This window comes from Inhella sp. (genome assembly GCF_041912635.1).
Taxonomy (GTDB): domain Bacteria; phylum Pseudomonadota; class Gammaproteobacteria; order Burkholderiales; family Burkholderiaceae_C; genus Inhella.
On the sequence record NZ_JAYRMO010000053.1, the window covers coordinates 1 to 17,980 of the forward strand.

At 70.7% G+C, this 17,980-nt stretch carries 18 protein-coding genes; 11 read left to right on the top strand and 7 right to left on the bottom strand.

Annotated elements, in window-relative coordinates; genetic code table 11:
* Positions 1–180 precede the first annotated feature (180 nt).
* Positions 181–1,098, bottom strand: coding sequence for a LysR substrate-binding domain-containing protein (locus tag ACE3QP_RS21105; RefSeq protein ID WP_374438944.1), 918 nt, complete (start codon positions 1,096–1,098; stop codon positions 181–183).
* Between the two features lie 259 nt (positions 1,099–1,357).
* Between ACE3QP_RS21105 and ACE3QP_RS21110 the strand changes: the two genes are divergently transcribed.
* Both ACE3QP_RS21110 and ACE3QP_RS21115 read left to right on the top strand, forming a co-directional pair.
* Positions 1,358–2,779, top strand: coding sequence for a dihydrolipoyl dehydrogenase (locus ACE3QP_RS21110; protein ID WP_374438946.1), 1,422 nt, complete (start codon positions 1,358–1,360; stop codon positions 2,777–2,779).
* A 53-nt stretch (positions 2,780–2,832) separates the two neighbouring features.
* Positions 2,833–3,441 (top strand): glutathione S-transferase family protein, encoded by a 609-nt coding sequence (locus ACE3QP_RS21115; RefSeq protein WP_374438948.1) that lies wholly within the window; start codon positions 2,833–2,835, stop codon positions 3,439–3,441.
* Positions 3,442–3,501: 60 nt separating this feature from the next.
* Here ACE3QP_RS21115 and ACE3QP_RS21120 read toward each other — a convergent pair whose 3' ends face one another.
* Entirely contained in the window at positions 3,502–4,569 is a 1,068-nt protein-coding gene (locus ACE3QP_RS21120; RefSeq protein ID WP_374438950.1) for a hypothetical protein, read from the bottom strand.
* 274 nt (positions 4,570–4,843) lie between these two features.
* Here ACE3QP_RS21120 and ACE3QP_RS21125 point away from each other — a divergent pair, with 274 nt between their 5' ends.
* From ACE3QP_RS21125 to ACE3QP_RS21155, 7 genes are all read left to right on the top strand, one after another.
* On the top strand, positions 4,844–5,344 hold the full coding sequence (locus ACE3QP_RS21125) for a YHS domain-containing (seleno)protein (protein ID WP_374438952.1): 501 nt from the start codon (positions 4,844–4,846) through the stop codon (positions 5,342–5,344).
* Between the two features lie 63 nt (positions 5,345–5,407).
* A complete protein-coding gene (locus ACE3QP_RS21130; protein WP_374438954.1) occupies positions 5,408–6,454 on the top strand; it encodes a hypothetical protein in 1,047 nt (348 codons plus the stop codon).
* Positions 6,455–6,485: 31 nt separating this feature from the next.
* Positions 6,486–7,097 carry a glutathione S-transferase family protein gene (locus ACE3QP_RS21135; protein ID WP_374438956.1) on the top strand — a complete coding sequence of 204 codons (612 nt, stop codon included), beginning with the start codon at positions 6,486–6,488 and terminating at the stop codon, positions 7,095–7,097.
* 51 nt (positions 7,098–7,148) lie between these two features.
* On the top strand, positions 7,149–7,628 hold the full coding sequence (locus ACE3QP_RS21140; RefSeq protein WP_374438958.1) for a DUF1348 family protein: 480 nt from the start codon (positions 7,149–7,151) through the stop codon (positions 7,626–7,628).
* Positions 7,629–7,630: 2 nt separating this feature from the next.
* Positions 7,631–8,086 (top strand): DoxX family membrane protein, encoded by a 456-nt coding sequence (locus ACE3QP_RS21145; protein WP_374438960.1) that lies wholly within the window; start codon positions 7,631–7,633, stop codon positions 8,084–8,086.
* Positions 8,087–8,144: 58 nt separating this feature from the next.
* A complete protein-coding gene (locus tag ACE3QP_RS21150) occupies positions 8,145–9,503 on the top strand; it encodes a diguanylate cyclase domain-containing protein (RefSeq protein WP_374438962.1) in 1,359 nt (452 codons plus the stop codon).
* 102 nt (positions 9,504–9,605) lie between these two features.
* Positions 9,606–11,168, top strand: a complete 1,563-nt coding sequence (locus tag ACE3QP_RS21155) for a 2Fe-2S iron-sulfur cluster-binding protein (protein ID WP_374438964.1) — start codon at positions 9,606–9,608, stop codon at positions 11,166–11,168.
* A 108-nt stretch (positions 11,169–11,276) separates the two neighbouring features.
* Here ACE3QP_RS21155 and ACE3QP_RS21160 read toward each other — a convergent pair whose 3' ends face one another.
* The gene (locus ACE3QP_RS21160; protein WP_374438966.1) at positions 11,277–12,515 is read right to left on the bottom strand and encodes an OmpA family protein; all 1,239 of its coding nucleotides are present in this window, start codon (positions 12,513–12,515) and stop codon (positions 11,277–11,279) included.
* Between the two features lie 428 nt (positions 12,516–12,943).
* On the opposite strand from ACE3QP_RS21160, the gene ACE3QP_RS21165 reads away from it, so the two are divergent.
* Positions 12,944–13,153, top strand: coding sequence for a hypothetical protein (locus ACE3QP_RS21165; RefSeq protein ID WP_374438968.1), 210 nt, complete (start codon positions 12,944–12,946; stop codon positions 13,151–13,153).
* A 28-nt stretch (positions 13,154–13,181) separates the two neighbouring features.
* On the opposite strand, the gene ACE3QP_RS21170 is transcribed toward ACE3QP_RS21165, so the two are convergent.
* Genes ACE3QP_RS21170 through ACE3QP_RS21185 form a run of 4 tightly spaced genes read right to left on the bottom strand, consistent with a single transcriptional unit; the run spans position 13,182 to position 16,364 of the window.
* Positions 13,182–14,102, bottom strand: coding sequence for a LysR substrate-binding domain-containing protein (locus tag ACE3QP_RS21170; protein WP_374438970.1), 921 nt, complete (start codon positions 14,100–14,102; stop codon positions 13,182–13,184).
* Between the two features lie 10 nt (positions 14,103–14,112).
* Positions 14,113–15,048: a 2Fe-2S iron-sulfur cluster-binding protein gene (locus tag ACE3QP_RS21175; RefSeq protein ID WP_374438971.1), complete on the bottom strand. Its 936-nt coding sequence runs from the start codon at positions 15,046–15,048 to the stop codon at positions 14,113–14,115.
* Positions 15,045–15,977, bottom strand: coding sequence for a pyridoxamine 5'-phosphate oxidase family protein (locus ACE3QP_RS21180; protein ID WP_374438973.1), 933 nt, complete (start codon positions 15,975–15,977; stop codon positions 15,045–15,047). The genes ACE3QP_RS21175 and ACE3QP_RS21180 overlap by 4 nt, the downstream gene beginning before the upstream one ends.
* 12 nt (positions 15,978–15,989) lie before the next feature.
* On the bottom strand, positions 15,990–16,364 hold the full coding sequence (locus ACE3QP_RS21185) for a DsrE family protein (RefSeq protein ID WP_198109851.1): 375 nt from the start codon (positions 16,362–16,364) through the stop codon (positions 15,990–15,992).
* A 259-nt stretch (positions 16,365–16,623) separates the two neighbouring features.
* Here ACE3QP_RS21185 and ACE3QP_RS21190 point away from each other — a divergent pair.
* Positions 16,624–17,980: adenylate/guanylate cyclase domain-containing protein (locus tag ACE3QP_RS21190; protein WP_374438976.1), on the top strand; the 1,357-nt coding region annotated here is incomplete at its 3' end.

The window sequence follows — 17,980 nt, forward strand, 5'->3', positions numbered from 1 at the left end:
GGTCACCGTCGATGAGACGGTGAGCGGCTGCGCCAAGTTGGGCCGCGCAGCGGCCTGATCGGCGCAGCCGATCAACGGGGCTTGGACGTGTGGCCGCTCGCGCAGCGTGCGGCCAAACGGCACAAACCGAAGAACCTAGCGCAGCTGATCAGTCAAACGACTTCGCCTCGCCGCAGCCCGTCACGGGCGGCCACCGCCTGACTCCAGCGCCGGGTGCGCGCGCAGGCGCTCGACGGCCAGATCGATGAAGGCACGCGCCTTCTTGGAGGCGTAGCGTCCCTCGCGGTGCACCACATGCACCGGCAACGGCGCCGGCTCATGGTCGGTCAGCACGGTCTGTAGGCGGCCTTCGGTCTGCAAGGTCGCCACCTGATAGGACAGCAGGCGTGTCAGCCCGAAGTGCTGCAGGCAGGCTTGAATCGCCGCGTCGTTGGAGGTGGTGGTCAGGCGCGGTTGCAGCTTGATGGTGACGGGCTCTCCCGCCTGCTGCAGGCGCCACTCGGCGTTCGGGGTGACGGCGCTGGCGGCCACGATGGCGTGGGCCTGCAGGTCGGTCGGCACCTGCAGCGGCGGCGCGCTTTGCAGGTACTGCGGCGTGGCCACGATGACGCGCCGCACCTGCCCCACGCGCACCGCCTGCAGCGAGGAATCGGGCAGCTCGCCGATGCGCACGGCCACGTCAACGCCCTCGTCCATCATGTTGACGATGCGGTCCAGAAACCAGCACTGCGCCTGCACTTCCGGGTGCAGGCGCAGGTACTCGGTGACGATGGGCGTGACCACCTGCGCGCCGAACAGCACCGGCGCCGTGAGGGTGAGGCGACCGCGCGGGTTGGCGTGCAGGCCCGCCACGGATTCGTCCGCCTCCACCAGCTCAGCCAGGATGCGCCGACAGTCTTCCGCGTAGCGCTCGCCCGCTTCGGTGACGCGGACGACGCGCGTGGTGCGGGTCAGCAGGCGGGCGCCCAGCTGGGCTTCCAGCTCGTTGATGGCGCGTGTCACCGCCGGTGGCGAGAGGTTCAGCTTGCGTGCCGCGCCGGCAAAGCCGTTGGCGTCGACCACGGCCACGAACACTTGAATCTGGTGCAGACGGTCCACAAAGCCTCCCGGGGTGGCGGGGATTGTGCCGAGCCGCTGCGGCGGCCCGGATTGTTCCGCTGCACGCAGCAGTGCATTGGCTCCGGCGGGGATTCCGCCTGCGCGCTGGCTTGCGCACAGTTCGGGCCTCCCTGTTCTGAAGCCGAATCCAAATGCTGCCCAGTCCCTTCTTCACCGAACTGCCGCCCCAGGGCGATGCCGATTGGCCCGCCCTGACTCGCGCTTGGGTGGCTTTGCTGGTCTTCCTGGGAGTTGCGCCATGCAAGAGCTGAGCGTCGATGTGGCCATCGTTGGCACCGGTACCGCCGGCATGGCGGCCTACCGGGCAGCGCGCCAGCACACCGAGCGTGTGCTGGCGATCGAGAGTGGGCCCTATGGCACCACCTGCGCCCGTGTGGGTTGCATGCCCAGCAAGCTGCTGATCGCCGCGGCCGAGGCCGCGCATGCCGTGCAGCAGGCGGCCGGCTTCGGCGTGCGGGTGCAGGGCGCGCAGGTCGACGGCCGGGCCGTGATGCAGCGCGTGCGCAGTGAGCGCGACCGCTTTGTCGGATTCGTCACCGAGTCGGTCGATGCCTGGCCGGACGCCCACCGCCTGCGCGGTCATGCGCGCTTCGTGGCGCCTGGCGTACTGGAAGTCGACGGGCAAAAGCGCATCCGGGCCGGCCGCATCGTGATCGCCACCGGCTCGGAGCCGCAGATCGATCCGGCCTGGCGCACCACGCTGGGCGATCGTCTGCTGACCCAGGACGCGCTGTTTGACTGGCAGGACCTGCCCGAATCCGTGCTGGTGCTGGGCACGGGCGTGATCGCGCTGGAACTGGCCCAGGCCCTGCACCGCCTGGGCGTGCGGGTGCGCCTGATCGGGCGCAGCCAGCGCGTCGGCCCGCTCACCGACCCCGCCTTGCAGGCCCTGGGCCGCGACATCCTGGGCGCGGAGCTGCCGCTCAGCCTGGGCCTGCCGCAGCCCGCGCTGCGGCGCGAAGGCGACGCCGTGGTGTTGAGCCTGGATGGCCGCGAGGAGCGCTTCGAGTGGGTGCTGGCCGCCACCGGCCGGCGCCCGCGCCTGCAGGGCCTCGGGCTGGCGCACGGCGGGCTGCCGCTGGACGCCCACGGCGTGCCGCAGTTCGATCGCCACACCGGCCAAGTGGGCGCGCATCCTGTCTTCATCGCGGGCGACGCCACGGCCGAGCTGCAGCTGCTGCACGAGGCCGCCGATGAAGGCCGCATTGCCGGCGACAACGCCGGCCGCTGGCCGGACCTGCGCGTGCGCCCGCGCCGCGCCCCGCTGGCGGTGGTGTTCAGCGATCCGCAGATCGCCATGGTCGGGCGCAGCCACGCCGAACTGCTGCAGGCGGGAGTGGCCTTCGAGACCGGGCGCGTCAGCTTTGCCGACCAGGGGCGCAGCCGCGTGATGCGCAAGAACCAAGGCGCCCTGCACCTGTATGCGGACCGCCAGGACGGGCGCCTGCTGGGCGCCGAAATGATCGGCCCCGCCGCTGAGCACCTGGGCCACCTGCTGGCCTGGAGCGTGCAGCGCGGCGACACCGTGCAGCAGATGCTCGACAGCCCCTTCTATCACCCGGTGGTGGAAGAGGGCCTGCGCACCGCACTGCGCGACCTGCAGCGCCTGCTGCGCCTGCCGCCGCCGCCCGTGGAGCACTGCCTGGACTGCGGCACCTGAAACACCGCTTGCAGACAGCCCCTCAGCCCCCTGAGCCCCTTCATCGCCCTCTCATGATCGACGTCTACTTCGCCCCCACGCCCAACGGCATCAAGATCCCCATCGCGCTGGAAGAACTGGGCGTGCCCTACCGGCTCATTCCGGTGAACCTCGCAGCCAACGAACAGAAGCGCCCGGAGTTCCTGAAGATCAATCCGAACGGCCGCATCCCGGCCATCGTGGACCCGCAGGGAGCTGATGGACAGCCGGTATCCGTGTTCGAGTCCGGCGCCATCCTGCTCTACCTGGCGGAGAAGTTTGGCGGTCTGCTGCCGGCCCCTCCGCGCGAACGCATCCGCGCCTTGGAATACCTGTTCTTCCAGGTCGGCGGCGTGGGGCCGATGTTCGGCCAGGCCGGCTGGTTTGCGCGCCAGCCCGAAAAGATCGCGGTCGGCATCGAGCGCTACCAGGGCGAGAGCCGGCGCCTGACCGCCGTGCTGGAAGCCCGGCTGCGAGAGGCCCCCTGGCTGGCCGGTGAATCCTTCTCGATTGCCGACATTGCCCACTTCGGCTGGCTGCGTTCGGCCGGCTATGCGGGGGTGAAGCTGGAGGACTTCCCGGCGGTACAGGCCTGGGTGGAGCGAATTGCGCAGCGGCCGGCGGTGAAGCGGGCGCTGGGGTAAGGGGCACTGGGTACAGGCCGGCAGCAGGCGGTCGCCCCAGGACAAACTGGCCGCGCGGCCTCAGCCGCCCGCGCAGGCGGACTCCTGGCGCTTCTGCCCGCGCTCCAGCGCGCGTTGCGCGACCAGCCGTTGCCGCTCGTTGCTGGCGGCTTCGAGCCGCTCCTGCAGGCTGGACAGCCGCTTCGTCTCGAAGTCGCAGACGCGGGCCTGCTCTTTCTCCCGGCGCTCCTGGTGGTGTGAGCGGGCTTCTTCGCGAGCGGCCTGGCGCGTGGCGTCGCCCTGCTCGCGCCGCATGGTGGCCGCCTCCAGCGGTGGCCGACGGGCATAGTCCCGCTTGGCGCTGGAGCGGGCCGTGGCGCGCTGCGCCAATGCTTCGCGGTTGAACCGGTAGTTGCGCAGTGCCAGCGCGCACTCCGGCTCGCCCTGGTCGGCGCATTGCTGCAGCAACTGCTCGCCGCGCTGCGCGTCGATGCCGGACTGCCGGTTGCCCAGGCACCAATGCGCGTAGTCCCGCATGAAGACGCCATGGCCCTGGCGCACACCAGCCTCCAGCTGGGTGCAGCCCTGGCGCACATCCCCCTCTTCCTTGATCACCCACAGCGCGAGGCGGTGCGCGTCCTCGGGCCTGCCGCTGCGTGCTTTGTCGACAAGCTGCAGGCGTGCTTCCTGCCGCCTGAGTTGGCACAAGGGGCTGCCGTGGATCAGGCCGCCGATCAGTGTGGCGGCGGCCGTTCCCTGCTGGCGCCATTGATCGGCGTTGGCGCAGTAGAGGCGAATTGCCTCCGCATGCTCGGCATGGATGTGCTCCAGCTCTGCCTGCAAGGCCGCGCGCTCGGCACAACTGCCGCAGCGCTCAAGGCGCTGGTGCAGCTCGCGCAGCTTGCGCACCTGGGCCTCATGAAGCTCGGCATCGCGCTGTATCTGCGCGTTCTGGCGTTCGGCGGACTGACGGTCGAATTCACGCTGCTGCTCATGCGCGCGCTCCAGGTCCTCCAGGCGCCGGAGTTCGGTGGGGCTGATGGCCATGGCGAACTCACCCATGCCGAGCTGTAAGACGAGCAGCAGCGTCCCGCGGCTGCAAGGCTTGCCCAAGCCGGTGGACTTGCGTGGGGGGCGTGCGAGGCTCATGGATCGGATCCTTGGTCGAGCCGCTGAGGCGCAGCCCGCGGGAGGATAAGGACGCTGTCACGGCGTCGCAAGCGCAGCGCCCCGAGGCTGCACCCAGCCCAGGCGTTCACTTCGACCATTCCGCGCGCCGCAAGAGTGTCTTGGGCGCTGCGGTGATTCCGCTTTGTGAGCCCAAAACGCACAGTTCAACCCATGCGCTGAAGCCCAGCGACACGGTGCTCCGAGACGGATGCACCGGCCCCCACTCCCGCTCACGACTGACAGGACTTTTGCAATGAAATCCATGACCCTGCGCCACACCCTGCTGGCTACCCTGATCGCCTCCGCCAGCCTGACGGCCGTGCTGCCCAGCACCGCCTTCGCCTACGACACCAACAGCACCGCCGCGCTGAACGTCGACGCCAAGGGCGTGGCGGTGCAGGGCTACGACGTGGTGGCCTACCAAACCGCCGGCGCGCCCACGCAGGGCAACGCCGACTTCATGGCCAAGCACGAGGGTGCCACCTACCTGTTCAGCAGCGCCGCCAACCGCGACCTGTTCAAGGCCAACCCGGCCAAGTACGTGCCGGCCTTCGGCGGCTTCTGCGCCATGGGCGTGGCGCTGGAGAAGAAGCTGGACGGCGACCCGACCGCCTGGCGCGTGGTGGACGGCAAGCTTTACCTGAACGTCAACAAGGACGTGCAGAAGAAGTGGCTGGAAGACGTGCCCGGCAACATCAAGAACGCCCAGATGACCTGGCCCAAGATCAAGGCCAAGGCGCCCAAGGACCTGTAAAGCCAGCCTGCTGCCAGCGCGCTGCGTTCCGCCGTGCGCGCTGGCGCTGAACTCCTCAGAGCGATGAACCCCCCTGCACTGAACCCAGCCCTGGGCGAGCTGACCATGCCCGGAGCGCCCACCGTCACCCTGTCCAACGGGTGCGCCTGTGTGCCCCAGCACTACCTGCAGTTCCGCCATGACGCCCGCAGCGTGCAAAGCCTGCTGGCCGAGGTGGCATGCGATGCGCACAGCTTGCTGTTCGCGGCCGAGGACGGCGGTGGGGTCTATGTGCAGGTGGGCCTGATCGGTCGCGAGAACTACGAACGCGGTGCCGGCGCGCGCCCGCTCAAGCTGGTCTATGGGCGCAAGTGGCGCATCGACCCCGACACGCCCAGCTCGGAGATCGTGCAGACCGCCTTCCTGGCCCTGCAGAAGGCTCATGAGCACGAGGTGCGCGAGCTGCTGACCCTGCGCGATGCCACCGGCGCCCGCGTCTCCACGCCCTTGAGCAATCACCTGGATCTGCCGCTGATGGCGGCATTCCCGGAGCTGACTGCGGCCGAGCCGGAGCCGCAAGCACTGGATCGCCCGCTGGCCGAGGCGGTGCGTGAGTGGTTGTCGCTCTGCCAGTTCGCACAACGGCCCTTGGAGCTGCTGCGCTGCGAGGACTGGGGGGTGGACGGTGCGGCGCTCTGGGTTCGCATCGGCAGCCCGCCCGCGGCGCGTGCGGCGGAGGGCGAGCTGGCGCACTTTGATGGCCAGGTGCTGCGTCTTCAGCTGGCGCAGGCCAGCCGGGTCGAGTTCGTGTTCGCCTTGATGGATGCGCTCATCCACTGCAGCAACCGGCGCATCGAGGAGGCCTTTCGCTTCCGCGGCTTCGCACGCTTCAGCCGCCGCAACGACCCGGCACGCATCGCCCAGTTGTCGCGCCAGCTGCGCCCCTATGCCCGCGACCTCCGGCGCCCCGAGTTCGCGGCCGAGTTTCAACGCCGCAACTACGACACCGACGCGAGCCGCGCGCCGCGCTGGCCCAGCGGCGCGCTGGCGCGCGTGAACGCCGAGAAGCTCACGCCGCACCGCCACCTCAGCGGCCACCTGCCGCAGGGCTATGCCCGCGCCGCCGCCTGAGCTCCTTCCCTGTCCTGGATCTCCCCGCCCCATGAAGCTCTATCACTTCCATCTCTCCGGCAACGCCCACAAGGTGCGTCTGGCCCTGTCCCTGCTCGGCCTGCCTTACGAGGCCGAGGTGCCCAGCGGCGGCGCGCACAAGGCCACCGAGTTCCTGAAGCTCAACCCCTTCGGCCAGGTGCCGGTGCTGGTGGACGGCGAGGTGGTGGTGCGCGACAGCCAGGCCATCCTGGCCTACCTGGGCCAGCGCTATGGCGGCGACGCCTGGTGGCCCCGGGAGGCCGGGCGACTGGCGCAGGTGGTGGCCTGGCTCTCCACCGCCGCCAACGAGGTGGCCCACGGCCCGAACCTGCTGCGCCTGCACCACAAGTTCGGCCGCCCGATCGATGTGGCGGCCGCGAAGGCCCGCACCGCGGCCCTCTTGGCGGTGCTGGAAACCGTGCTGACCACCCAGCCTTGGCTGGTGGACGGCGCGGCACCCACCATGGCCGACTTGGCCGTCTACCCCTACATCGCCCTGGCGCCCGAGGGCCAGGTGGACCTCAGCCCCTATCCCGCCGTGCAGGCCTGGCTGGGGCGGGTGCAGGCCCTGCCGGGCCATGTGGACATGCCGGGCACCTGGAGCGCGAAGCGCGCCGCCTGAATGCTCTGTATCGCCGCCAGACCGCTCTCTCTGACCCCCTTTGCGCAGCCCATGAACACCCCTGAAACCCCCCGCCACCCCCTGCCGCCCTTCACGCTGGAAACCGCCCGGCAAAAGGTGCGCGCCGCCGAAGACGCCTGGAACCAGCGCGACCCGAGCAAGGTGGCCCTGGCCTACACGCCCGAGAGCCGCTGGCGCAACCGCGCCGAAATCTTCCAAGGGCGGGCGGCCATCCAGGCCTTCCTGGAGCGCAAATGGGCCCGGGAGCAGGAGTACCGCCTGATCAAGGAGATCTGGGCGCATGACGGCCACCGCATCGCGGTGCGCTTCGCCTACGAATGGCGGGACGACGCCGGCCACTGGTTCCGCGCCTACGGCAATGAGAACTGGGAGTTCGACGCCAACGGCTTCATGGCGGTGCGGCATGCCTCCATCAACGACCTGCCGATCCGACCCGAGGAGCGCAAGTTCCACTGGCCGCTGGGTCGCCGGCCGGATGCCCATCCGGGCCTGAGCGAGCTGGGGCTGTGAGCATGGCTGCGCCCGCTCTGATCCGCAGGGCCCTGCAGGGGCTGAGGCATCTGCAAGTGCTCGAAGCCCCGCTGCTGCTACTGGCCCGCCTGCACGTGGCCTGGGTGTTCTTCGCCTCCGGCATGACCAAGCTGAGGGACTGGGAGACCACCCTGATGCTGTTCACCGATGAGTACCACGTGCCCCTGCTGCCGCCCGAAGCTGCGGCCTGGGCCGGCACTGCCGGCGAACTGCTGCTGCCACCCTTGCTGGTGCTCGGCCTGCTGGACCGCGTGCCCGTGCTGGGCCTCCTGGTGGTGAACGGGGTGGCCGTGCTCAGCCTGCCGGAGATCGCCCCTGCGGCCCTGGTGCAGCACCAACTCTGGGGTGTGCTGCTGCTGGTGTTGGTCGTGCACGGGCCGGGCGCTTGGAGCCTGCCCGGGTTCTGGCGCCGCATCGCCGCCCGGGCCCCGCGCTGACCATGGCGTGCCGGCGCGGGTTTCGGCACACTGGCCCACCCGCCCTGCAGGAGCGCCCATGACCGTGCCGTCCTTGTCTCTCCTGGGCAGCGATGCCCTGCACGAGCACATCCTGGGTTCGGTCAGCGATGGCATCCATGTCATCGACCTGCAGGGCCGCGTGCTGATCGAGAACGCCGCCTCGGCGCGGCTGCTGGGCTGGTGTGGCGACTGCCTGGTGGGCAAGAACGGCCACGCCGCCATTCACCACCACCATGCCGACGGGCGCCTGTTCCCGGTCGAGGACTGTCCGATCTTCTCGACCCTGCAGGACGGCCAGCCGAGAGAGGTGCTGGACGACGTGTTCTGGCGGCAGGACGGCAGCTGCTTTCCGGTGGAATACCGCACCGCGCCCCTGCGCGACGGGCAGGGATCCATCTACGGCGTGACGGTGGTGTTCCGTGACATCACCGAGCGCAAGCTGGCCGCGCGCATGCAGGCGGCCCTGCATGGCCTGTCCACCTGCGCGCACGACTGCGACTCCTGCGCCACCCTGTACCCGCAGATCGAACGCCTGCTGGGCGAGGTGCTGCCCCTGCGCGCCCTGCAGGTGGCACTGCTGGACGAGGGCAGTGCCCAGTTGCAGATGGCCTACCAGGGCGGGGCCGAGCCCCCGGCCGGTGCACGCGGCCTGCAGCCCAGGGCCCTGCAGCGCGCCTGGCAGGTGGTGCAGGGCGTCGGCCCCTGCCAGGGCAGCGGCTCGGCGGAGGGCGCCTGGCTGGGGGCACCGCTGCGCCTGGGCGGGCGGATCGTCGGCGCCCTGGTTGTCGAGCCGCTTGAAGATGCGCGCCCCTGCACCGAGGCGCAGGTGAGGCTGCTGCAGTTCGCAGCGGACCAGCTGGCCAATGCGCTGGAGCGCACCTGGCGCGAGCAGCGCCTGCGCTTCCAGGCGCAATACGACGCGCTGACCGAGCTGCCGAACCGTCATCTGTTCGAGGACCGCCTGCAGGTCGCACTCGGCCAGGCCGGGCGCCGGCGCGAGGGCCTGGCGCTGGTCAACATCGACCTCGACAAGTTCAAACCCATCAACGACACCCTGGGCCACGCCGCCGGCGACGCGCTGCTGCGCCATGTGGCGCGCCGCCTCAAGCACGCGCTGCGCCAGTCGGACACCGTGGCCCGCGTGGGCGGGGACGAATTCGTGGCCCTGCTGCAGCCCGCCCTGCGGGCCGAAGAGGTGCTGGCCGTGGCCGAGAAGATGCGCGCCGCGCTGGCGCAGCCCTTTGAGCTGGAGGGGCAGCGGGTCGAGATCTCGGGCAGCATCGGCGTGGCGCTGTACCCGCAGCACGGGCAGGACGCCGAGAGCCTGGGCCGCAGCGCCGACGCCGCCATGTACCGCGCCAAGCGCGCCGGCAGCAGCCGCGTGCAGCTGGCCTGAGGGCTTCGATTCTTCCGCGCCGCGGCACAGTGCATTGCCGCGCGGGCGCCTTCACCCCGCGGCGGGGAGCGGCGACAGTGCAGGCTCGATCAGGAGACCCCGATGAGCCGCGCCTATTCCGACCTTGCCTTCACCGAGCGCGTGCGCGCCATGCAGAGCCGCATGGGCAGCCGCCAGGCCTATGCGCCGCTGGACCTGACCGACGATCGCCGCGACTCGCTGACGGCACGCGAGGCCGAATTCATCAGCGCCCGCGACGGCTTCTACCAGGCCACGGTGGGCGAGACCGGCTGGCCTTACGTGCAGTTCCGCGGCGGCCCGGCCGGCTTCCTGAAGGTGCTGGATGCCAAGACCCTGGCCTATGCCGATGTGAGCGGCAACCGCCAGTACATCAGCGTCGGCAATCTGCAGGGCAATGACCGCGTCTCGCTCTTCTTCATGGACTACGCCGCGCAGCGCCGCCTCAAGCTGCTGGGCCGCGTGCGCTTCGTCGAGGACGACCCCGAGCTGCTGGCGCGGCTGCGCATGCCCGGCGTGGCCCAGCCGGCCGAGCGCGCGGTGCTCATCACGGTCGAGGCCTACGACTGGAACTGCCCCAAGCACATCACCCCGCGCTTCACCGAGGCCGAGATCAACGAGGCCGTGCGGCCGCTGCGCACCGAACTGGAGCGCCTGCGCGCCCAGGCCAGCCAGGCCGAGCTGGAGCTGGGCTCCGGCCCGCTGCGCTTGCGCATCAGCGGCGTGCGCGAACTGACCCCGCGCGTGCGCGCCTACGAGCTGCGCGACCCCGAGGGGCGCGAGCTGCCCGCCGTGCGCGCCGGCGCCCACATCGACGTGCCGGTGCGGCTGGCCAGCGGGGCCCTGAGCACGCGCCGCTACTCCATCAGCTCCAACCCGGCGCGGCGCGACGCCTACGAGATCGCCGTGCTGCGCGAGGACGGCGGCAGCGGCGGCTCGGTGGCCGTGCACCAGGGCTACCGGCTGGGCATGACCCTGCACTGCGGCATGCCGGGCAATGACTTCAACCTGCACGAGGACGAGCGCCCCGCGGTGCTGATCGCCGCCGGCGTGGGCATCACCCCCATCAAGGCCATGGCCCTGCGCCTGCGTGCGCTGCGCCGGCCGGTGGAACTGCACTACGCCGTGCGCTCACGCCGCGAGGGCGCCTATCTGGACCGGCTGGAGCGTGAGTTCGGCGCCGGCCTGCACGTCTACGCCAAGGACGCCGGCCAGCGCCTGGACCTGGCGGCCGTGCTGGCCGCCGCGCCCGCCGACGCGCTCTTCTATCTGTGCGGCCCGCGGGGCCTGCTGGAGGACGCCCAGGCCGCTGCGGCCGCGCAGGACCTGGACCCCAAGCGCCTGCGCGTCGAGCGCTTCCGCGCCGCCCAGACGGTGGGTGCCGAGAAGGCCCTCACCGTGACGCTGGCCCGCAGCGGCCGCCAGGTGGCGGTGAACCCGCTGCAGACCGTGCTGGAGGCGCTGGAAGACGCCGGCGTGGCCGTGCCCTTCGGCTGCCGCGGCGGCAGCTGCGGGGATTGCGCGGTCAAGGTGCTGGGCGGCACGCCCGAGCACCGTGACACGGTGCTGAGCGCCAACGAACGCCGCGAGCGGATGTGCGTGTGCGTGTCGCGGGCGCAGGGGCCGGAGCTGACTCTGGACCTTTGACGGATGCGGCGGGGAGCAGCCCAAGGCCCGCCGCACCTGCTTGCTCGCCGGCTCGAAGGGCAGCGCCAAGTCCGAGAGCCGCGGCGCCGCCGAGCCAGCTCAGGTGCTTCACCGGGCGCAGCTGGTGCGCACCAATTCCACCCGTCGGTTCTTCGCGCGCCCTTGTTCGCTTGCGTTGTCCGCCACCGGCTGGCTCTTGCCGAAACCCTTGGCCGACAGGCGTTTGGGATCCACGCCCGCTTGCAACAACCACTGGCGCACGCTGGCAGCGCGGGCGTCGGAGAGCTTGAGGTTGGCCTCGTCATTGCCCACGGCATCGGTGTGGCCGCGCAGTTCGAAGGCTTCAGCGCGGGACTTGAGGAGCTGGGCTACGCGCTTCAGCACCGGCTCGGACTCCGGTTTCAGCGTCGCCTGGTTGAAATCGAAGTACACGCCGTACAGCGGGACCTTGCATTCCTTGGCCAGGCGGGCTGCCCAATCGTCGCCGCCGGCATCGGCAACGCTGAAGCTGAGCTTGGCGCCGAATTCAAACCACAGCCGGGCCCAGATGTCGCGACCCTTGAGCGTGTAGCGGGCCAGGATCTGGGACTCTGAAGCGGCCTTGGCGTCGCTGGGGAATAGCAGGGCCCAACCCGCTTCGCGCAGGGCCTTGCGGTAGTCGGCCATGAACTGTTGGCGCGACAGCGTGCTCGGACCCTGGTAGCTGCGTATCAGCACGCTGCTTCCGGCCAGGCGCACTTCCTCGCCGCTGCCGGGCAGAGACACATCCAGGGGTTCCTCGGCATGGCCCTGGCCCAGGCGCGCCGAGCCAGCGGGCGGCAGCAGGTAGGGGATGTCGTCTTTGTCCGAAAAGCTTTCGGGTTTGTCGGCGGGTGGCGGCAGCACGAAGGCGGTGCCCGCAGCGGCGGGCTCAATCGTCTCCACACGGACTTGACCCTGCGGGGCGTCCATGCGCACGCTCAGCCAGGACTCGCCGCGCTTCATGCTGAAGGCTGCCTTGTTCTCTTCCATCCACACCAAGGTCCAGCCGGCCTTTTCAAGCGTTGCCAGCAGGGCCTTGCTGATGCGTTGCTCGCTGCCGTTGTAGTAGCCCAGCGCAGGTTCACCTCCGGCAGGCGTGTAGCTGAACCACCGCGCATGCCGCAGGCCCTTGAGCGTGCTGCGGCTCCCCTTCTTGTCGATGGCGAATTCGGCCTCGGACTGGGCTTCCTTCTCGAGCCCTTGGCCTTCGGCTAGCCCGATCTGGGCCGGGAACTTGACGCTGTCGGGGAGGCCCAGATCGGCCCTCGCGCTCAAGGCGAAGACCAGCGCCAGCAGGGGCAGGAGGCGGGGATGGGCGAGAGGCATGGGGTTCCTGATCGGGCAAAAGTGTTGCAGAAGGGTAAGTTGCCCCCGGTCTGCGAGTCCAGCACCCCAATCCGTCAGCCGCAGCAAGGCGTGCTGGAAGCGCCGGCGCTTGCTGACGCACCGATGGCGATGCGAGGGGCGACCGGTGGAGGGCCAGACGGCCGGCTGCCCGTGCTGGAATGACGGCAAGCAAGCACCTGCGATTTCCATTGAGCCCATGCCTCTGACCACCGAGCGACTTGGTAGCACCGAGAAGGAGCCTTTGGCTCTGGAGGTGCGCGAGCAGTTGGCGCCGGCCTCGTGTCTGGTGTGGCATCTCGAACGGCTGCCTGGGCTGCGGGTCCTTGCGAAGAAGTCTTGGGTACTCACCGACGATTTCGAGGCGTACTTTCTCTACAAGAGCCGCTTGTTCGTCATGGACGACCCCGATGGTCAACGTCTGGATCTCGCTCATCGGCCCGCCTGCAGACGAGGCCCTGTTCCGGGAAATCGAAGCCCAGGTGCGGGCATTCAGCGCCTGGCTCTACCTGCTGGCGCCACTGGCTGTTCTGAGGTACGCGCGGGTTCCGTTCAACCCGCCGCTGCCCTTGCTCCAGCAGCACGAACGGGGTGCCTTGTCCCATCCTGGCCGGCACTGACCAGCTGCAGCGTCTGGCGCTGCTGCCCTCAAGCCGCCAGTGCCGGCTCCGCCCGCAGCCGCTCGATCGCCAGATCCAGAAACGCGCGCGCCTTGCTGGAGGCATAGCGGCCCTCGCGGTGCACCAGGTGCAGCGGCAGGGTGGGCGGGGCGTGGTCGGCCAGCACCTCCACCAGGGCGCCGCTTTGCAGGTGCTCGCGCACCTGGTAGCTCAGCAGCCGGGTCAGGCCCAGGCCGCTGAGCGCGGTGGCCAGGGCGGTTTCGTTGGTGGTGGTCATCAGGCGGGGGCTCAGGCGCACGTTGTGCGCCTGGCCCTCGCGGAAGAGCTTCCACTCCACGCTCGCCTGGCTGCCCGCGGCCGCCACCACGCGGTGCTGGGTCAGGTCTTCGGGCCGCTGCGGCGTGCCGTGGCGGGCCAGGTACTCGGGCGAGGCGCAGATCACCCGCCGCACCTGGCCTACGCGCACGGCCTGCAGCGAGGAATCGGGCAGCTCGCCAATGCGCACCGCCACGTCCACGCCCTCGTCCATCAGGTTGACCACGCGGTCCAGGAACAGGCAGGTGGCGCTGACCTGCGGGTAGCGCTGCAGGTACTCGCTGACGATGCCGGTGATGAATTGCGCGCCCAGCAGCACCGGGGCGGTGAGCGTGAGCCGCCCTTGCGGCTCGCGGTGCAGGCCGTTGACGGCGGCGTCGGCCTCGCTCAGCGAGGCCAGGATGCGCCGGCAGTCCTCCACGTAGCGCGCGCCCACGTCGGTGACGCGCACCACCCGCGTGGTGCGGGTGAGCAGGCGCACGCCGAGCTGGCGCTCCAGTTCGGCAATGGCGCGGGTGACGGCGGGCGGCGAGATGCGGAGCTTGCGGGCGGCGCCGGCAAAGCCATTGGCGTCCACCACCGCCACGTAGACCGTCATCAGGTGCAGGCGGTCCACGCCCAGGGCACGGGTCATGCGCTCTCTCTCAAAGATCCAAAGTGAGTTCGGCGCTGCGGGCCCAGCCCACGCAGGTGCACAGGCCACCGGCGCGCTGGGCGGGGGTCAGGCAGACGTCGCGGTGCACGGGCTCGCCGTCGAGCACCGGGGTCCAGCACTGGCCGCATTCGCCGCGCTTGCAGTCGAAGGCGACGAACTGGTCGGCCTGGATCAGGGCATCCAGCAGGCTCACCCCCACCGGCACGTCCAGGCTGAGGCCGGACTGCGCCAGGTGCAGGCGGATCGGGCGGTCCTGCGCGTCCACGCGGGCGCCAAAGCTTTCGAAGTGCACGGCAGAGGCCGGCCAGCCCAGGGCGGCGGCCTGCTCGCGCAAGGCGTTGAGCAACGGTACCGGGCCGCAGGCGTGCAGGCTGGCGCCGGCCTGGAACGAACCCAACAGCCCCGCCAGGTCGGGCGGCGTGCGGCCCAGGTGCAGGTGGATCCGCGCATGCGGCAGGGCGCGCAGCTCGTCCAGCAGCACCAGGCGGTCTTCGCTGCGCGCCAGGTAATGCAACTCGAAGTCACGCCCCTGGGCGTTGAGTTCGTGGGCCATGGCGTGCAGGGGCGTGATGCCGATGCCGCCTGCCACCAGCACGGTGCGGCCGGCCCCGGCCTGCAGCGGAAAGCTGTCGAACGGGCCCTCAATCTCCAGCATCTGCCCGGCCGCCAAGGCCTCGTGGACATGGCGCGAACCGCCGCGGGATTGGGTGTCCTTCAACACCGCGATGCGGTACTCCTGCGTGACGCCCGGGGTGCCGACCAGCGAGTAGTGGCGCTCCAGCGTGTGGCCATCGGCTTGCGGCAGATGCAGCTTCAGATGCGCGCCGGCCGGCCAGGCGGGCAGGTGCAGGCCGTCGGGGTGGCGCAGGCGCAGTTCGCGCACTTCGGCGCCATGGGCCACGGTGGCCTGGATGAGGAGTTTCATGCGGAGACGGGGGTGGGGAGGAAGGGCGAGGCGTCCAGGTACTCCCACTCCATGGCGGTGGGCAACTCGCGCAGCAGCCACTCGCGCAGCTCGAATTCCCAGAAGCGGCCGGTGCCGCCGGTGAGGCCCTGCGGGTCGGGTTGGTCCCACAGCAGCTCGGCGCGGCCGCTCAGGTGCAGCAGGTGCCCCGCGGCAAAGTCCGGCAGCACCAGGCCGCAGGACGCGTCCAGCGCCAGGTTGCCGAAGGTGTTGAACAGGCTGTTGCCGCCGTAGTCGGGTACGCGCAGGCGGGTGGCGCTGAGGGCCTGCACGAAGCCGCCCGGGCCGCCGCGGTGCGAGGCGTCCAGATGCCCAGCAGGCGCGCCGCTGGCCATGAACAGGGTGTCGGCCTGGGCCAGCACGGCCAGGGCCTCGGCATTCAGTTCGGTGCCGCGGCTGGTGCGTGGGCTCTCAAGGTTCTGAACTTCACCCAGCGCGCGCAGGTGGCGGCGCTGGATGTACTTGGGGCAGTTGGGGTAGGCCTCGTCAATGGCCAGCACCATCTGCTCGGCTTGCAGTGCGTGCACATGGCCATTGACGCGGTAGCGGCGGCGCGTGCTGAGCTCGATGAACAGCATGCCGAGCGGCGCGTCGGCCTGCATCTGCGCCCACACCGGGTCGCTCGGGTCGCGTTGTGCGGCGGGGGTGTGGATCTCGATATGGCGGCCCTCCGGGCTCTTCAGAAAGCCCGGCGCGCCGAACCACAGCGAGGCCCAGAGCGCGCCGTCAGCGGCGCGCGCCGCCACCGCCGTCATGGCCTGCTTTTCGATGAAGGGGCGCGCACCGGCGATCACCGTGTCGGTGATCACCGTGGCATTGCGCAGCGCGACCGCGGACTCGCCGGCACGCGCCTGCACGGCGCGCTCACCCTCATGAAAGGCAAAGGCCATGGCGGGCTCGGCTCAGAAGGTGAAGACGGTGAAGCCGTCGGCCACCAGCTTGCCCAGGCTGGGCAGGCCCGAGGTGCCGGGGACGCTGTTGTCGGTGATCAGGTCAAAGCCGCTCTTGACGGCGTCTTCACGGGCACCGAAGACATCCGCGCAGCCGCAGGACACGCCGGCGATCTCCGTCTCCACGGCCTTGAAGAGCGCGTGCACCGGGTGGCTGGGCTGGCCCACCACGCCGGGCCAGCGGGTGCCGGCGCCCTGGAAGTAGATCGACACGGGGATGTCGCGCTGCTTGAAGTCGTAGGCGGCGGCCAGGCCGTTGAACATGCGGCCCAGGGCGTCTTCGCCTCCGTGCTTGGGGTCGGACAGGATGATGATGGCGGCTTTCATGGGGTTTCCTTTGCGTTCGTTGGGGTGGGGTTGGTAGCCGTGTTGGGCTGGGAACGAACTCTAGGAATCGGGGCCCGTTTGAAAAACCACCCGGGGGGCAATGGGCTCTTGCGCGCAGCGGAAGAATGCGGCGGCGAACCTCGGCCGCTTCAGCTGGGTTCAGGGTGCGGGGGCGTCCGTGCTACCGTCCTTCAAGCCCGGTGGCGGCGCTTGCGCACCGGCCCCTGACGCCCGTCTGGCCTGCGCCCTTCGCTCTCGCATGCCCCTGCTCAGCTACCTGTCTCAGGATCGTCGACTGGCGCGGGCGGAAACGCCCGAGGGCAGCCTGCCGGAGCGCGTGCAGGGCACGGTGCTGATTGCGGACATCGCCGGCTTCACGGCGCTGACCGAGCGGCTCAGCCAGCGCAGCGGCGAGCGCCTGGGCATCGAGGCGCTGTCGGAGCAGATCAATGCCGTCTACGCGGCGCTGATTGCCGCGGTCGAGGCGCAGCAGGGCAGCGTCATCAGCTTTGCCGGCGATGCCATCACCTGCTGGTTCGATGCTGCGCAAGGCGCCGCCTGCGCGCGTGGCGCGGTGGCGGCGCTGGCCATGCAGCAGGCCATGGCGGCTTTTGACGGCCTGTCGCTGCGCGTCGGCATGGCCAGCGGTGCGGCGCGGCGCTGGGTGGTGGGGCGTGGCAGCCAGCCGCCGCAGTGGCTGGACGTGCTGGTGGGCGCCACGGTGGTGCGCGCCGCCGCCGCCGAAGGCCTGGCGCAGGCCGGCGAGGTGCTGGTCGATGAAGCCAGTGCCGCGCAGCTCGGCCTGCCCCAGGGCGCGCCGCGCCAGGCACCCGGCGGCGAACGCTGCTTCCGGCTCGACCCGGCCTGGACGCCGCGCCCCGCGCTGGTGCCGCGTTCGCCGGCGCCGTGGCCCGAGTGGCCGCTGGCGCTGCTGCGCCCCTGGGTGCAGCCCGTCGTGTTCGAGCGCGAGCTCAGCGGGCAGGACCTGTTCCTCAGCGATCTGCGCCCGGCCACCGCGCTGTTCCTGCGCTTCGAGGGCATCGACTACGACCGCGACCCCGGCGCGCTGGCCGCGCTGGACGCGCTGGTGGCGCAGATCCGCAGCGCTGTCGAGCAGCAGGGCGGCACGCTGCTGGAGCTCAGCGTGGGCGACAAGGGCAGCTATGTGTACGCCAACTTCGGTGCCGCCCAGGTGCACGAGGACGACGCGGCGCGTGCCGTGCGCGCCGCGCTGGCGCTGCGCGAGCGCCTGGCCGGCACGGCGCATGCGGTGCAGATCGGTCTGTCCTGCGGCACGCTGCGGGTGGGCGGCTATGGCGGGCCCACGCGCCAGTCCTTCGGCGCGCTGGGCGATGAGGTGAACGCCGCGGCGCGGCTGATGACGCTGGCCCGGCCCGGCGAGCTGCTGGTCTCCGGCCGGCTGCGCCAGCAGCTGGGCCAGGAGTTCCGGCTCGAAGCCCGCCCGCCCGTGCCGCTCAAGGGCAAGGCCGAACCCATGCCGGTGTTTGCGGTGCTGGGCCTGGCCACCCAGGCGCCGATCCGCCCGCAGGAGCGCGTGCAGGCGCGGCTGATGGCAGGGCGCGCGGCCGAGCTGGCCTTGCTGACGCGCCAGCTCG

What these genes read in the sequence shown, in the direction of transcription:
- ACE3QP_RS21145 (WP_374438960.1), top strand. Translation starts at nt 7,631, where the DNA reads ATGGCTGCGCCCGCTCTGATCCGCAGGGCCCTGCAGGGGCTGAGGCAT.
- ACE3QP_RS21170 (WP_374438970.1), bottom strand. Translation starts at nt 14,102, where the DNA reads ATGACCCGTGCCCTGGGCGTGGACCGCCTGCACCTGATGACGGTCTAC.
- ACE3QP_RS21115 (WP_374438948.1), top strand. Translation starts at nt 2,833, where the DNA reads ATGATCGACGTCTACTTCGCCCCCACGCCCAACGGCATCAAGATCCCC.
- ACE3QP_RS21150 (WP_374438962.1), top strand. Translation starts at nt 8,145, where the DNA reads ATGACCGTGCCGTCCTTGTCTCTCCTGGGCAGCGATGCCCTGCACGAG.
- ACE3QP_RS21180 (WP_374438973.1), bottom strand. Translation starts at nt 15,977, where the DNA reads ATGGCCTTTGCCTTTCATGAGGGTGAGCGCGCCGTGCAGGCGCGTGCC.
- ACE3QP_RS21120 (WP_374438950.1), bottom strand. Translation starts at nt 4,569, where the DNA reads ATGAGCCTCGCACGCCCCCCACGCAAGTCCACCGGCTTGGGCAAGCCT.
- ACE3QP_RS21155 (WP_374438964.1), top strand. Translation starts at nt 9,606, where the DNA reads ATGAGCCGCGCCTATTCCGACCTTGCCTTCACCGAGCGCGTGCGCGCC.
- ACE3QP_RS21135 (WP_374438956.1), top strand. Translation starts at nt 6,486, where the DNA reads ATGAAGCTCTATCACTTCCATCTCTCCGGCAACGCCCACAAGGTGCGT.
- ACE3QP_RS21125 (WP_374438952.1), top strand. Translation starts at nt 4,844, where the DNA reads ATGAAATCCATGACCCTGCGCCACACCCTGCTGGCTACCCTGATCGCC.
- ACE3QP_RS21175 (WP_374438971.1), bottom strand. Translation starts at nt 15,048, where the DNA reads ATGAAACTCCTCATCCAGGCCACCGTGGCCCATGGCGCCGAAGTGCGC.
- ACE3QP_RS21110 (WP_374438946.1), top strand. Translation starts at nt 1,358, where the DNA reads ATGCAAGAGCTGAGCGTCGATGTGGCCATCGTTGGCACCGGTACCGCC.
- ACE3QP_RS21165 (WP_374438968.1), top strand. Translation starts at nt 12,944, where the DNA reads ATGGTCAACGTCTGGATCTCGCTCATCGGCCCGCCTGCAGACGAGGCC.
- ACE3QP_RS21130 (WP_374438954.1), top strand. Translation starts at nt 5,408, where the DNA reads ATGAACCCCCCTGCACTGAACCCAGCCCTGGGCGAGCTGACCATGCCC.
- ACE3QP_RS21140 (WP_374438958.1), top strand. Translation starts at nt 7,149, where the DNA reads ATGAACACCCCTGAAACCCCCCGCCACCCCCTGCCGCCCTTCACGCTG.
- ACE3QP_RS21185 (WP_198109851.1), bottom strand. Translation starts at nt 16,364, where the DNA reads ATGAAAGCCGCCATCATCATCCTGTCCGACCCCAAGCACGGAGGCGAA.
- ACE3QP_RS21160 (WP_374438966.1), bottom strand. Translation starts at nt 12,515, where the DNA reads ATGCCTCTCGCCCATCCCCGCCTCCTGCCCCTGCTGGCGCTGGTCTTC.